The organism is Burkholderia sp. AU45274 (assembly GCF_030482505.1).
In the GTDB taxonomy this organism is placed as follows: domain Bacteria; phylum Pseudomonadota; class Gammaproteobacteria; order Burkholderiales; family Burkholderiaceae; genus Burkholderia.
On record NZ_JAUJQE010000002.1, the window covers coordinates 446,613 to 460,359 of the forward strand.

General features: G+C 67.1%; 15 protein-coding genes. 9 read left to right on the forward strand and 6 right to left on the reverse strand.

Going from position 1 to position 13,747, the window contains the following annotated elements:
• The first annotated feature begins 10 nt into the window (after nucleotides 1-10).
• The 3 genes from QZM35_RS10860 to QZM35_RS10870 are packed head-to-tail and all read left to right on the forward strand — an operon-like array spanning nucleotide 11 to nucleotide 3,142.
• Entirely contained in the window at nucleotides 11-868 is an 858-nt protein-coding gene (locus QZM35_RS10860) for a 4Fe-4S cluster-binding domain-containing protein (RefSeq protein WP_089425930.1), read from the forward strand.
• Nucleotides 865-1,926: an asparagine synthase-related protein gene (locus tag QZM35_RS10865; protein ID WP_089425532.1), complete on the forward strand. Its 1,062-nt coding sequence runs from the start codon at nucleotides 865-867 to the stop codon at nucleotides 1,924-1,926. Before QZM35_RS10860 ends, QZM35_RS10865 begins: the two co-directional genes overlap by 4 nt.
• Before the next feature lie 7 nt (nucleotides 1,927-1,933).
• Entirely contained in the window at nucleotides 1,934-3,142 is a 1,209-nt protein-coding gene (locus QZM35_RS10870) for a glycosyltransferase (RefSeq protein ID WP_089425929.1), read from the forward strand.
• On the opposite strand, the gene QZM35_RS10875 is transcribed toward QZM35_RS10870, so the two are convergent.
• Nucleotides 3,099-3,788 carry a cephalosporin hydroxylase family protein gene (locus QZM35_RS10875; RefSeq protein WP_367620780.1) on the reverse strand — a complete coding sequence of 230 codons (690 nt, stop codon included), beginning with the start codon at nucleotides 3,786-3,788 and terminating at the stop codon, nucleotides 3,099-3,101. The two genes, QZM35_RS10870 and QZM35_RS10875, sit on opposite strands and share 44 nt — an antisense overlap.
• Nucleotides 3,789-3,813: 25 nt before the next feature.
• On the opposite strand from QZM35_RS10875, the gene QZM35_RS10880 reads away from it, so the two are divergent.
• Complete coding sequence (locus QZM35_RS10880) at nucleotides 3,814-4,779, forward strand: phosphotransferase (protein WP_301775890.1); 966 nt, start codon at nucleotides 3,814-3,816, stop codon at nucleotides 4,777-4,779.
• 12 nt (nucleotides 4,780-4,791) lie between these two features.
• Here the strand turns inward: QZM35_RS10880 and QZM35_RS10885 are convergent, their stop codons facing one another.
• Together QZM35_RS10885 and QZM35_RS10890 are read right to left on the reverse strand one after the other, a co-directional pair.
• A complete protein-coding gene (locus tag QZM35_RS10885) occupies nucleotides 4,792-5,367 on the reverse strand; it encodes a polysaccharide deacetylase family protein (protein WP_301775891.1) in 576 nt (191 codons plus the stop codon).
• A gap of 85 nt (nucleotides 5,368-5,452) precedes the next feature.
• Nucleotides 5,453-6,007 (reverse strand): hypothetical protein, encoded by a 555-nt coding sequence (locus QZM35_RS10890; protein WP_301775892.1) that lies wholly within the window; start codon nucleotides 6,005-6,007, stop codon nucleotides 5,453-5,455.
• A gap of 285 nt (nucleotides 6,008-6,292) precedes the next feature.
• Here QZM35_RS10890 and QZM35_RS10895 point away from each other — a divergent pair, with 285 nt between their 5' ends.
• Nucleotides 6,293-6,772, forward strand: coding sequence for a DUF2501 domain-containing protein (locus QZM35_RS10895; protein ID WP_089425527.1), 480 nt, complete (start codon nucleotides 6,293-6,295; stop codon nucleotides 6,770-6,772).
• 132 nt (nucleotides 6,773-6,904) lie between these two features.
• Here the strand turns inward: QZM35_RS10895 and QZM35_RS10900 are convergent, their stop codons facing one another.
• Both QZM35_RS10900 and QZM35_RS10905 read right to left on the reverse strand, forming a co-directional pair.
• Nucleotides 6,905-7,270, reverse strand: coding sequence for a hypothetical protein (locus QZM35_RS10900; protein WP_089425526.1), 366 nt, complete (start codon nucleotides 7,268-7,270; stop codon nucleotides 6,905-6,907).
• Between the two features lie 314 nt (nucleotides 7,271-7,584).
• Nucleotides 7,585-8,346 carry a hypothetical protein gene (locus tag QZM35_RS10905; protein WP_174972780.1) on the reverse strand — a complete coding sequence of 254 codons (762 nt, stop codon included), beginning with the start codon at nucleotides 8,344-8,346 and terminating at the stop codon, nucleotides 7,585-7,587.
• A gap of 134 nt (nucleotides 8,347-8,480) precedes the next feature.
• Between QZM35_RS10905 and QZM35_RS10910 the strand changes: the two genes are divergently transcribed.
• From QZM35_RS10910 to QZM35_RS10920, 3 genes are all read left to right on the forward strand, one after another.
• The gene (locus QZM35_RS10910) at nucleotides 8,481-9,917 is read left to right on the forward strand and encodes an aldehyde dehydrogenase family protein (RefSeq protein WP_089425524.1); all 1,437 of its coding nucleotides are present in this window, start codon (nucleotides 8,481-8,483) and stop codon (nucleotides 9,915-9,917) included.
• A 122-nt stretch (nucleotides 9,918-10,039) separates the two neighbouring features.
• Nucleotides 10,040-11,230, forward strand: coding sequence for a nitronate monooxygenase family protein (locus QZM35_RS10915; protein WP_089425523.1), 1,191 nt, complete (start codon nucleotides 10,040-10,042; stop codon nucleotides 11,228-11,230).
• Nucleotides 11,231-11,295: 65 nt separating this feature from the next.
• The gene (locus QZM35_RS10920; protein WP_089431137.1) at nucleotides 11,296-11,937 is read left to right on the forward strand and encodes an OmpW family protein; all 642 of its coding nucleotides are present in this window, start codon (nucleotides 11,296-11,298) and stop codon (nucleotides 11,935-11,937) included.
• 81 nt (nucleotides 11,938-12,018) lie between these two features.
• Here the strand turns inward: QZM35_RS10920 and QZM35_RS10925 are convergent, their stop codons facing one another.
• A complete protein-coding gene (locus QZM35_RS10925) occupies nucleotides 12,019-12,222 on the reverse strand; it encodes a DUF1289 domain-containing protein (protein WP_010095552.1) in 204 nt (67 codons plus the stop codon).
• 420 nt (nucleotides 12,223-12,642) lie between these two features.
• On the opposite strand from QZM35_RS10925, the gene QZM35_RS10930 reads away from it, so the two are divergent.
• Entirely contained in the window at nucleotides 12,643-13,737 is a 1,095-nt protein-coding gene (locus tag QZM35_RS10930) for a polyamine ABC transporter substrate-binding protein (protein WP_047900781.1), read from the forward strand.
• The last annotated feature ends 10 nt before the right edge of the window (nucleotides 13,738-13,747 follow it).

Consider the following 13,747-nt stretch of genomic DNA (forward strand, 5'->3'; position numbering starts at 1 on the left):
TCTGAACCGGATGTCGAAGCCGACGCCGCCCACCGAGCGGCAGCATGTGTTTCCGCCGCCGCTCGATCGCGATTACCGCGTCGAAGACGGGCGCGTGCTGACGCGCTCGCTCGAAGCGCACATCGTCGATCACTGCAACCTGACCTGCGCGGAATGCTGCTCGCTGTCGCCGTTGCTGCCCGAGTGGTATGCAAGCCCCGCGTCGATCGAAGCCGATCTGCGCCGCGCCGCGAAGGTGCTGCGCCCGCGCATGTTCAAGCTGGTCGGCGGCGAGCCGCTGCTGCATCCGGCGCTCGTCGAACTCGTCCAGCGCGTGCGCGCCACGGGCATCGCGCCCGTGGTCTCCGTCACGACGAACGGCCTGAAGCTCGGCGAGATGACCGATGCGTTCTGGCAGGCGGTGGATGCGCTGACGATCTCGCGCTATCCGAAGCCGTCGCTGTCGCCCGACCTGGTCGCGCACATCGAGCGCCAGGCCGCGCGCTTCGACGTGCGCCTGAACTGGAAAGTGCAGGACGTGTTCACGACGATGAACCGTGCGCAGCCCGGCACCGATCGTGACGCAGCGCAGCGCCTTTATCACGATTGCTGGATCCGCGAGCGCTGCCATATGATTCGCGACGGCATGTTCTACACCTGCACGCGTCCGGCGCATTTCCATACGCTCTACCAGGGTGAGAAGGATTTTCAGTCCGACGGCCTGCCGCTGTGCGACGACGCTGGCATGCTCGACGCGATGCTTGCCTATCTGCAACGCGAGGCGCCGCTCGAAGCGTGCCTGCATTGCCAGGGCGGCAGCGCGCCGGTGGCGCCGCATCGCATCCTCAAACGCATTGAAGTGGACGCCTTGAAGGCGCGTTATCCATGATCGTCGGCACGCGCGACCTGTTCGGCTTCGACCGGCTTCACTACCATCCGCGCAGCGGTGCGGCGGCGTCCGGCATCCGGGCCGTCCTGCACGCGTCGGGGCAAGCGGCAGGCGAGCCGGACGCGGCGGCCATCGCCGGTTACCTGAGCGGCGAGCGGCTGGTCGGCCGCACCGTGTTGCGCGACGTGCGCGCGGTGCCGCCCGGCCATGCGCTGATCCGTTCGCCGCAAGGGCTGACCGTGCAGCCGGCACCCGGGCAGCCGCAGCGCGCCGATCTGGAAACCGTGCTGCGCGCGTCGCTGCAGCGCGCGCTCGACAGCGGCAAGCGCGTCGCGCTGGCGCTGAGCGGCGGGCTCGATTCGGCGTTGCTGCTCGCGTTGCTGCGCGAACTCGGCGCGCAGCGGCACGTGACGTCCTATGTCCTCGTGACCGACATGCCGGACTATTGCGAGCGCGATGCCGCACTCGAACTGGCCGCGCAGATGCAGGCGAACGTGAAGATCGTGCGCGCGAACGAGGCCGATTTCGTCGCGGCGCTGCCGAGAACGACGCATGCGGTCGAGGAGCCGATGTTCAACCTGCATCCGGTCGCGAAGCTGCTGCTCGCCGAGGCGATGGCCGCGGACGGCGTCGAGGTGGCCATCACCGGCGACGGCGCGGATCAGGTGCTGCGACGCGATCAGTCGGCCAACTATCTGCCGCTATGCCATGCATTGTTCGATGCGGCGTCGGTCGATCTGCATCCGCCGTTCGTCGACGCTGCCGTCGTCGCGCATCTGACGAGCATCGCGCCCGACCCGGACAAGCAGTGCCTGCGCGATCTCGGCGCGCGTCTGAACCTGCCGGACCGTCTCGTGCACGGCCCGAAGCGCGGGCGGCTCGCCCCGGCAATGGATCTCGCGGCGCTGCTCGATCGCGACCGCACGCGCGCGCTGGCCGACACGCTCGGCCTGGCCGCGCCCACGCTGCAGGCGGATACCGAACGCGTGCTGTGGACGACGCTGTCGCTGATCCTCGATCATTTCGACCACCTCGATGCCGCGCATCGCCCAACCTGAATCGTTCATGAAACGCATCCTGTTCTGCGTGGTGCCCGAAAAGGGGCACGTCAATCCGTGTATCGGCCCGGCCCAGCATCTGCGCACCGCCGGGTGCGACGTCGCGTTCTATGCGCCGGCCGACATCAGTGCGCAGCTCGACGGCGCCGGCGGCTTCGAATTCGTCGGGCCGCGCGAGACGCCCGAGCGCCATGACCTGTCACGCGGCGCGAGCTTCGCCGCGAACATTCGCGACGCGGCCTGGCTGCGGCACTGGATCCGCACGCTGCTGATCGATCTCGCGCCCGCGCAAGTAGACGGCATTCGCGCGGTGCTGCGTGACTGGCGGCCCGACGTGGTCGTGATCGATCCGCTGCTCTATGCGGCGGCAATTGCCGCCGAACTGGAAGGGCTGCCGTGGGTCTCGATGTCGAATTCGCTGAATCCGGTGCTGCCGGACGATCTCGATTCGGAACTGCTGCGCACGGTGCGATGGCTCACGCCGGAACGCACGCGGCTGTTCGCGCGCTACGGGCTCGACGCGCGTTTTCGCGGATGCGACATCCTCTCTCCGCACCTGACGCTCGCATTCACGACCGACGCGCTGGTCGGTGCGCCGCCGCCGGGTGTCGAGCTGGTCGGCCCGGCAATGCCGTCCGGCCCGCGCGGCGACGAGACGCCGTTCCCGTGGGAACGCCTCGATGCGGATCGTCCATTGGTCTACATGTCGCTCGGCAGCCAGCTTTACTACCATCCCGACGTGTTTGCGAAGGTCATCGAGGCGACGCGCGCGACGTCGGCGCAACTGGTGCTGTCGGTGGGCGAGCTGGTCGATTCGGATCTGTTGCCGGCCGATGACGAGCGCGTGGTCGCCGTGCGTTACGTGCCGCAACTGGCACTGCTGCAGCGCACGCACGCGTTCGTCAGTCACGGCGGCGCGAATTCGGTGATGGAGTCGCTTGCGAGCGGCGTGCCGATGCTGCTGTCGCCGTTCTGCAATGACCAGTTCCATTCGGCGCACTTCGTCGAGCGGGCCGGCGCGGGGTGCGTGCTGGATCTGCAGCAGGCCGGCGTGGCCGACATCGCCGCTGCGCTCGAACGCCTGCTGCGGCCCGGGACGTTGCGCGAGCAGGCGGCGCGGATCCGCGCGAGCTACGCGTCGCGCGACGGTTCTGCCGAGGCGGCGCGCCTGATCAGCGCACTCGCTTCAGGAAGCCGCCGGGCGACAGCGTCATGAGGACGCGGTCCTCGATGTCGTAGTCGACCTCGAAGCGCTTGTCGCGAGCGAGGAATTCATGCGCGGCGGTGGCCGGGTTGTTGCCTTTGCCGTACGGCTTGCCGTCGAACATTGACGCGGGCAGGTACTCCATGATGGTGTCCATCACGATCGCGTAACTGCCGGGCGTCACGAGCGGCGCGTAGCATTCGAGTTCGCGCAGCACGTGCGCGTGGGTGTGCGTGAGATCGAGGATCGCCATCACGCGTGCGCCGTCATCGATCTGCGCACGCACCGAGGCGAGCGTGTCGGCCGCGCATGATTCGCCTTCGATCAGCGTCATCCGGTGGGCGAGCCGGTGCGATTGCAGGCGCTGCCTGACCTCGTCGCGCAGGCGCGGCTCGATCGCGACGACGCGGCCGCTGTCGCCGGCCAGTTCCAGCATCGACGCGGAGAATACGACGCCGCCGCCCGCCGCGATCCCGGTCTGCACGATGCAGTCGGGACGCTCGCGCCAGATCAGCTCCTGGAGCACGAGCATGTCGCCGGGCAGGTGGAAGAAGCGCTCGCCGAGCCAGCGCGTCTGGAATAGATGGTCGAATTCGGCAGCGCGCGTCAGCCATTCGATATTGATGTCCCGCATGCGGGTCGAGGGACGCTCTGACATGGTCAATGCAATGAGTAGGAGTGACGTGAAAACGCTGGAACCGTGGCTTCACCGGTACTGGAACATCGGGCCGGCGCACCTGCAGGCGCTGGCGTCGGGCCATACTAACAAAACGTATCTCGTCGAGTGCGATGCGGGGCCTACGGTGCTGCGCGTATCGTGGCCCGGCAAGGCGGTCGAGCAGGTGCATCGCGAGGCGGCGATGCTCGGCCATCTCGGCCGCTCGCGTGCGGCCGAGATGCTGCCTGCATTGCCGAAGCTGCGGCCGACCGTTGAAGCACAGTCCGGTGTGCAACTGCCCGACGGAAGCTGGCTGCATCTGTTCGAGCATATCGACGGCCGCCCCGGCCTGCCGGACGAAGCGGAGGCGGGCGCGATCGATGCGATGCGTGCGCTTGCGCATCTGCATGCGGCGATGGCGGCGATACCCGTGACCGAATCGGCGCCGCTCGCCTGGCTGTCTGCGCGCCACGCACGTGTCGCGGCGCGCGCTGCGCCGTCGTTGCCGGGTGACTTGAGCGGCCACTACGAGACGATGATTCACTGGATCGGCGCACATCTCGATGCTGCTGCCCGCTGGCTGACGGGGGCGGTGCACTGGCTGCACGGCGACTATCACGCGGGCAACCTGCTGTATGTGGGGCACGCGGTGAACGGCGTGCTCGATTTCGACGATGTCGGGCAGGGCGCGCAGTGGCTCGAAGCGGCTTTTGCGTTGTTCGCGCTGTCGCGCGATGCAGGCAGGGACGACCACTTCGTATTCGATGCGCAGCGCTGGGATGCTGGCCTGCAAGCCTATGCCGCGACGCGGCCCGATGACGTGCCGGACTGGATGCATGATCGACGCGATGCGCTGATGGCCCTGTTCTGCGCGGACCAGACGCTGATCCATCTCGAAGCCGCACAACGCGGCCTGTGGACACTGGGGCCGGGCATCGGCTTTCTCGGCGGCTGGAGGCAGTTGCTCGGTGGTGCGGCGCCGGTACGCTAACCGGCTGCTTTATCAGCGCGGCCGATTCAGGAACAGGCGTACCGCTTCGACCGTATGGGGCCGCGCCTCGCCGTGCCGCGATCCGTCGTGCATGCAGAACAGCACGTCACGTTGCCGTGCCGCGCTGGCGTCGACGTGCGCGCACATCGCGTCGAACAGCGCCTGCGGCGACGGCGCCGGCCGGTGCCAGTCGTCCAGTATCGCGGTCCAGCCCGTGTGTTCGCGCTGCAGCCGCGCCAGCACGCCGGCGCGGCTGTCCTCCGGCATCAGGCCGTAAGGCAGGCGCAATGGAATCGTGTCCGGCGCTGGAACGCCGGCTCGACGATAGGCTTCGCGAATCAGCGCGTCGGTCGTCTCGATCTCGTCGATCAGTGCATCGTTCGCCAGCGCGCCCGGCCTCGCGTGCGAATGCGTGTGATTGCCGAGCAGGTGGCCTTCGCTCGCCATTCTTGCCGCGACGTCGAGTGCGCCTGCGAGATTCCGGCCGAGCAGGAAGAAGGTCGCGTGGCAGGACGCGGCGTGCAGAACATCGAGCAAGAAGGGTGTCGAGGGGCCGGGCCCGTCGTCGAAACTGAGGCGAATGGACATCGCGGATGGGTGCGCCGTTCAAGGTGTACCGGAGCAACGATAGCGCAAGTCGCGGCGAGCGGCGGCATGCGCATCCATCGGTCGGCTACTGAAGCGGCTCGATCGCCAGCGGACAGGTGCCGATCCGACGCAACTGCGTGCCGGTCCACGCGTAGAAGAACCGGGCGGCCTTCGCGCTGTTGTCGTCGCATTCGTCGTTGAAGCAGCCCGCGACGATCAGCAGCCTGCTGCCGGGACGGAAATCGACGCGCTCCTCGTCGTTGCCCATCACGCCTGCGATGGCCTGCACGCCGGGCATCGTGTACGTCGCGCCCGTGTACTTGTCGACGATCGCGAAATTCCGGCAATCCGTTCCGCAACCCCAGACCGCGACCCGGTAGTGGCCGGCAAAATTGGCCGGTTGCGTGAATTCGTCGCGAATGACGGTGCGGTAGCGGCGGGTTTCCCTGGTGGTCAGGCGGGGTGCCGCGGCCGGCTTGCGCGGCGCGCTCGCAGCGAGTGCCGGATAGCGGTCGAACGAAGGCGACGGGCATGCGGCGGCGGCCGTCGCCGTCGCCGTCGCCGCGCGGGCGGTGCCGGAACCCCAAAGCAGCGCGGCCGATGCGCCGGCGATCAGCAGCAGTCGATGGGCAAGCATCACGCGAGCATCCTTCAGGTTCGGGATGGGGATCGGGCCGGAGGGTCCGAACGGCCGGCGACGACGATTCTATGCCGCTTCACGCGCGCCGGCGACCTGGCGCAGCGATCGCGAGCCTGCGCCAAACCGACGTTCCGCACACGGCTCGCCGTCAAGCTTTGTCAAATTGCGGCGATATCACGATGCCTGACGTTTCAGGCCGCCTTCGAAGGCTGTCAGGCACGGGTCGATTGCGTATCCTTGGATTCGATTCGCGGTACTCATGTCATCACAACCGGGAGGCTTCATATGAATGCACGTCTATACCGCGCGACCGTTGCCGGCGCGCTGATCGGATTGCTCGCGCCGTTTTCGGTGGCGCATGCGCAGTTGGGCGATGTCCTGAAGCAGGTCGGCGGCGGTGGCGATGCAGGCGGCAGCGCGGGCGGTGCGCTCGGCAATCTCGGCGGCCTCGGCGGTGCATTGACGGGCGGGGGCGGTGCGTCGCTGATGCCGGGCAGCACCGGGAACGTCGCCGGCCTGCTGCAGTTCTGCATCCAGAACAACTATCTCGGCGGGGCGTCCGGCGGCGCGTCGTCGGTGAAGGACGCGCTGATGGGCAAGCTCGGCGGCAACGCATCGTCCGACAGCGGCTATACCAGCGGCGCGAGCGGGGTGCTCGATGCCGGCAACGGCAGCAAGCTCGACCTGAGCGGCGGCGGCCTGAAGCAGCAGGTGACCAAGCAGATCTGCGACAAGGTGCTGACGCAGGCGAAGTCGCTGCTGTAAGTGTCGCGGTGCTTGGCGGCGCAGGGGGGCGGTGCGATGCGTACCGCTTCCGCAGGCCATTCCGGCCGCCCCGCGCACATCATCGATGAGAAGACGGGCGGCCGCGCGCTGTCGCGGCCCGCACGTATGGACTCAATCGGCCAGCCGCTTGTCGGCAAGCGCCTTGCAGCAGTCTTCGTAGACCCATTGCACGAGTTTCGCCCGATAGTCGAGATCGTCGGTATCGACGATTTCCTCGACCGCGTCGCGCGCCCATGACGCATCGACGAACCCGGCATGCCGCTTTGCGATGTCCTGCGCGAGCGCCGCGAGCTTGGCAACGGCCAGCCAGTCGGCCTGACGACGATGGCGGTCGAGCCAGCGGTGCGCGGCCTGGACCTGGAACGTGGCGTCCGGCCACGATTCGTTGAGGTAAAACGCGCCGAGATTGCCGCAGGTGAGCCAGCAAAGCAGTTCCAGGCGATCTTGCGAGCCGAGGATATGGGGTGCGTCGGACATGGCAGCGCTCACGAAATACGTCGATTCCGGGCGGCGCCGGTTGCATTGGGCCGGTGCCGATAATAAAAACATAGCACGATGCGGGCCCGACCGCGCACCCGGGCGGATGCTGACATGGCCGTGGTGAAACGGACGCCGCGCCGGCGAGGATCGCCGACGGCGAAGTGAGGGGGCAGCGGGAACGGAAAGTGCGCAAGCGCGTGAGGCGCGGCGCGGGATGAGGCGGCCGGGGAACGGCCGTCGGCACCGTGAGGCGGGCCCGTTGCTGGGCCCGCCGCCGCCCGGCCCGCGAGCCCGGCTGCCGGTGAGTGAACTCAGGTCGTCGTGTGCGTGGCGCGCGCGATCGAGCGGATGCTGCGCTCGACGCGGATCAGGATGATCAGCACCGCGAGCGACACGAACGAATACAGCGCGACGAGCGCGGCGACGCCCGCGTAGCGCGCGGTCTGGCCGTTCTCGGCAGCGGTTTCTTCCGCGGCCTTCTTTTCGTCGTCGATCGCGGTGCGGCGTGCGTCGTAGCGCTCGGAGAAGTCGCGCATGACCGTCGACACGACGTCGGTGTACGCCTGCTCGCGCGCATATTCGTCGCCGTGAGCGGTGACCTTCTTCTTGACGCTGGCCGCGACGTCCGGGCGCGACAGCACCTTGTCGAGATACGCGATCTGCTGCTCGTAGTACGCGACGTCCGGATGGTCGTCGTCGCCGAGCACGCGCTGGAACGACGGCTCGTATGCGTCGCGATCGACCGCGTAGTCCGGCGACAGGGCCGCGCGGCCGTGCTTCTGCACGATGCCCGACAGTTGCGTCGACAGGCGCAGCGCGGGCGACGCATCGTCGTCCTTGGCTGCGGCGCCGCCGGCGGCCGGCGTGGCCTTGACGGGCGCATCGTTCTCCCACGCGAACGATGCGGGATCGACCTGGATGGCCGAATCGACCTTCGGCGGTTTCGACAGGCGCGCATCGAGTGCGACCGCGCCGAATATGACCCCGCCGATCAGGACTGCGGTCGCGAACAACAGCACGATCACGCGCAATACCTGAAGATAGCCGCCCTCGATTTTGGTCAGGATGCTCAAGGCATTCTCCTTTCTTATGATGAATGAGGCGCCGAGGCTAAAGACCTTTCGAATGGCTGTCAATCGTCACGCCGGGTCACACCGGCGGACGGAAACGCTCGCTAGAATGTCGGCTTTCCTGGAGGCGGAAAGCGATGAAAATCTACGACCAGTTCTATATCGACGGCGCGTGGCGCAAACCGGCCGGCACCGGCACGATCGACGTGATCGACTCGGGCACCGAGGCCGTGATCGGCCGGATTCCGGAAGGTGTCGCGTCCGACGCGCAGGACGCGATCCGCGCGGCGCGCGCAGCCTTCGACGCGTGGGCGGCCACGCCGCCCGCGACGCGCGCAGGCTACCTGCGCAAGATCGTCGAGCATCTGCAGGCGCGCAGCGAGGAACTCGCGCAGTCGATCACCGGCGAAGTCGGGATGCCGATCAAGCTGTCGCGCGCGATCCAGGTCGGCGGCCCGATCTACAACTGGAAGGCGTATGCGAAGCTCGCCGAGTCGTTCGAATTCGAGGCACAGGTCGGCAACTCGCTCGTCGTGCGCGAGCCGGTCGGCGTCGTCGCGGCGATCACGCCGTGGAACTATCCGCTCAACCAGATCACGCTGAAAGTTGCGCCGGCGCTCGCGGCCGGCTGCACGGTCGTCCTGAAGCCGTCCGAAGTCGCGCCGCTCAACGCGTTCATGCTCGCCGAAGCGATTCACGCAGCCGGGCTGCCGGCCGGCGTGTTCAACCTCGTGTGCGGCTATGGCCCGGTCGTCGGTGAAGTGCTGGCCACCGATCCGGATGTCGACATGGTGTCGTTCACGGGCTCGACGCGCGCCGGCAAGCGCGTGGCCGAGCTGGCGGCCGCGGGCGTCAAGCGCGTCGCGCTCGAGCTGGGCGGCAAGTCGGCGTCGGTGATCCTCGACGATGCCGATTTCGCGACGGCGGTGAAGGGCACGGTCAACGCGTGCTACCTGAACGCGGGGCAGACCTGCTCGGCGCACACGCGCATGCTGGTGCCGGAAGCGCGCTACGACGAAGCGCGTGAGATCGCGAAGGCGGCGGCCGAAACCTACGTCGCCGGCGATCCGCGGCAGGATGCGACGCGCCTCGGCGCGCTGGCATCGGCCGTGCAGCAGCAGCGCGTGCAGGACTACATCCAGCGCGGGATCGACGAAGGCGCCGAACTCGTGACGGGAGGCACGGGCCTGCCGGAAGGGCTGGATAAAGGCTTCTTCGTGAAGCCGACCGTGTTCGGCCGCGTCGATCCGAAATCGACGATCGCGCAGGAAGAAATCTTCGGGCCGGTGCTGTCGATCATCACGTATCGCGATGAAGACGAGGCCGTGCGCATCGCGAACGATTCGCCGTACGGGCTCGGCGGCGCGGTATGGGCCGGCAGCGATGAACGCGCGATGGGCATCGCGCGCCGCATCCGCACCGGGCAGGTCGACATCAACGGCGGCGCATGGAACATGGCCGCGCCGTTCGGCGGCTACAAGCAGTCGGGACACGGCCGCGAGAACGGCGTGTACGGGCTCGAAGAATATCTCGAGTACAAGTCGATGCAGTTGAAGCCCGCGAAGCCGGCCTGAGCGTTTCTCACGACATGACATGAAAACGGCACGCTCGCGTGCCGTTTTTTATTGACGGTCGTCAAGGTGCGCGTCGGTGGATCGTCGATCATCGCGGTTCCGATGTTCCGACGAGGTTTCAGATGACCGTACGCACTTCCTTTCCGCCGCTGACGATTCGCGGCCGCACCTTGTTGCCCGTCGTGCAGGGCGGCATGGGCGTCGGCATCTCCGCGCACCGGCTGGCGGGCAGCGTCGCGCGAGAAGGCGCGGTCGGCACGATCGCGAGCATCGACCTGCGCCACCATCATGCGGACCTGCTCGCGCGTTGTCGCGCGCAACCCGATCGCGCGACGCTCGAGGCCGCGAACCTCGAGGCGCTCGCACGCGAGATCCGCCTCGCGAAGACCTACAGCGAAGGGCGCGGGATGATCGCGGTCAACGTGATGAAGGCCGTGAGCGCGCATGCCGACTACGTGCGGGTCGCGTGCGACGAGGGGGCGGACGCGATCGTGATGGGCGCGGGCCTGCCACTCGATCTGCCCGATCTCACGCAAGGGCACGACATCGCGCTGATTCCGATCCTGTCGGATAGCCGCGGGATCGCGCTCGTGCTGAAGAAATGGATGAAGAAGGGGCGCCTGCCCGACGCGATCGTGATCGAGCATCCGGCGCATGCGGGCGGCCATCTCGGCGTCACGCAGATCGACGACATGCACGACCCTCGCTTCGATTTCGCGCGCGTGCTCGACGAGACCGCCCAGGTGATGGCGTCGCTCGGCCTCGCGCGCGAAACGATCCCGCTGATCGTTGCGGGCGGGATCAACAGCCACGACACGGTGCGCGCGGCGTTCGACGCCGGCGCGAACGGCGTGCAGGTGGGGACGCCGTTCGCGGTGACGGAAGAGGGCGACGCGCATCCGCACTTCAAGCGCGTGCTGGCCGACGCGACGCCCGAGGACATCGTCGACTTCGTCAGCGTGACCGGGTTGCCCGCGCGCGCGGTGAAGACGCCGTGGCTCGATCGTTACCTGCGCAACGAGACGCGCATCCGCACCAAGCTCGGTGCGCTGAAACAGCGTTGCCCGACCGCGCTCGAATGCCTGAGCGTATGCGGCTTGCGCGACGGCATCGAGAAGTTCGGCCATTTCTGCATCGATACGCGGCTCGCGGCCGCGCTGCGCGGCGACGTGGCGAACGGGCTGTTCTTCCGCGGCCGCGAAGCGTTGCCGTTCGGCCGTGCGATCCGCAGCGTGCGCGATTTGCTCGACCTGCTGCTGACGGGCTGTGCGACGGAGCCTGCGGCAAACCGCCCCACGTTTACGCTGGCTTGACGAATATCAAGATAAAGAAAAGACCCTACAGGGAGAATGGAAACCATTCTTTGGGGGTCCGTACCATGCATAAAACGATTCGAACTTGTGTCACCGCTGCGGCCGTTGCTGCCGCTTTCGCCGCGATGCCTTCGCTGTCGCACGCAGCCTCGCCGGGCGACGGCATCAACCAGGGCGACGTCCTGGTCCGGCTGCGCGCGATCAGCATCCAGCCGAACGAACGCGCGAGCGACACGCTGGGTGCGCTCAACGTCGGGGTGAACAACGCGATCGTGCCCGAGCTCGACTTCACGTACATGATCCGCGACTACCTCGGCGTCGAGCTGATCCTGGGTACGTCGCGGCACCAGCTGACGTCGAGCGTCGGCAATCTCGGCGGCGTGGGCGTGCTGCCGCCGACGCTGCTGCTGCAGTACCACTTCAATCATGCCGGCAAGGTGCGTCCGTACGTCGGCGCGGGCGTGAACTACACGTACTTCTACAACAACGGGCTCAACGTCGGCGGGCAGGGCGTGTCGATCAACAAGAGCAGCTTCGGCCCCGCGCTGCAGTTCGGCGTGGACGTGCAGGTGACGAAGAAGATTTTCATGAACGTCGATGTGAAGAAGATCTGGATGAGCACCGATGCGACGCTGGGCGACAAGGGCATCGGCACGCTGCACATCGATCCGCTGATCGTCGGCGTGGGCGTCGGGATGAAGTTCTAGACGCGAAGGGAAAAGAACAGAGTTGGGGTTGGCGGCATGTCGGTCGGCATGCCGCTTTTTTTATGCGCGGCGGCGGTGGATTTACAGCTTGTCGTACTGGAAGCGCATCGCGGTGCCTTCGCGCGAGATGCGCTCCCACACCGCGCGCTTTTCGTCGTCGCTCAGGAACACCCAGTTCGACACTTCGGCGGCCGTGCGGCCGCAGCCCTTGCAGACTTCGTCGAAGAGGGTCGAGCACACGCCGATGCAGGGGCTGTCGGGCAGGTCGTGGAGATTGGAGGCCATCGGAAGGGTTCACGCAGTTGAATCGTCAGCCGCCATTTTAATGCATCGCGGCCGGACGGTCGGACGGGGGCGGCCGGCATGCCGTACCGGTGCAGCGGCGTGACAGTGCGGCGGGTTCGGGCACAGCGCGCCAGGCGGTTCGCGTCCGGCCGGCGGACGCGGGTGCGCCGCCGCCCGTTTTTCCCGGTGGACAGCCGCCGATTACCCGATAGAATTCCCCGGGAACGCCCCGCCGCACGGGCGGCCAGCCTGGCCGGCGGCGGTAATCTGTTCCGTTTGCGCGACACCGGCATGATTTTTTTGTGACGGGGCGCGAATGATGGTAGTTTTCGGGGTTTTCGAGGGGCGGCGCGCCAGAATGCGCCGTCATGACGAGGCAGACGGCAGCCGGACACACGGTCCGGCCGTAGGGAGAACGGGATGAAAGCAAAGGTAGTGGGCCGGTTCGCAGCGCTCGCGCTGTGCGTGGGTGCATCGGCGGCAGCGGCGAAGGATACGCAGCTCAATGTCTATAACTGGTCGGACTACATTGCGAAGGACACGATCCCGAACTTCGAGAAGCAGGCCGGCGTCAAGGTCCGCTACGACAACTACGACAGCGACGACACGCTGCAGGCGAAGCTGCTGACGGGCAGCTCGGGCTACGACATCGTCGTGCCGACCAGCAACTACGCGGGCAAGCAGATCGCCGCCGGCATCTTCGCGCCGCTCGACAAGTCGAAGCTGCCGAACCTCAAGTATCTCGATCCGCAACTGATGGCGCTCGTCGCCGGCGCGGACCCGGGCAACAAGTACTCGGTGCCCTGGGCGTACGGCACGACCGGTCTCGCGTACAACCTGACGAAGGCGCAGCAGGCGCTCGGCAAGGTGCCGCTCGACAACTGGGACATCCTGTTCAAGCCGGAAAACATCTCGAAGCTGAAGACCTGCGGCGTGTCGGTGCTCGACGCGCCCGACCAGATGTTCGCGGCGACGCTGCACTACATCGGCAAGGATCCGATGAGCACGAACCCGGCCGACTACAAGGCTGCGATGGAAGTGCTGAAGAAGATCCGCCCGTACATCACGCAATTCAACTCGTCGGGCTACATCAACGACCTGGTCGGCGGCGACATCTGCTTCGCGTTCGGCTGGTCGGGTGACGTCGTGATCGCGAAGCATCGCGCGATCGAGGCGAAGAAGCCGTACAAGGTCGAGTACTACATTCCGAAGGGCGGCGCGCCGGTGTGGTTCGACGTGATGGCGATCCCGAAGGATGCGAAGAACAAGGATGCCGCGCTGCAGTGGATCAACTACATCGAGGATCCGAAGGTGCACGCGGCGATCACGAACGCGGTGTACTACCCGAGCGCCAACGCAGAGGCCCGCAAGTACGTGCGGCCCGACGTCGCGAACGACCCGGCCGTCTATCCGCCGGCCGACGTCGTGAAGACGCTGTTCCTGCTCAAGCCGCTGCCGCCCGAAATCCAGCGTCTGCAGACGCGTCTGTGGACCGAGCTGAAGTCGGGCCGCTGACACGCGCCGA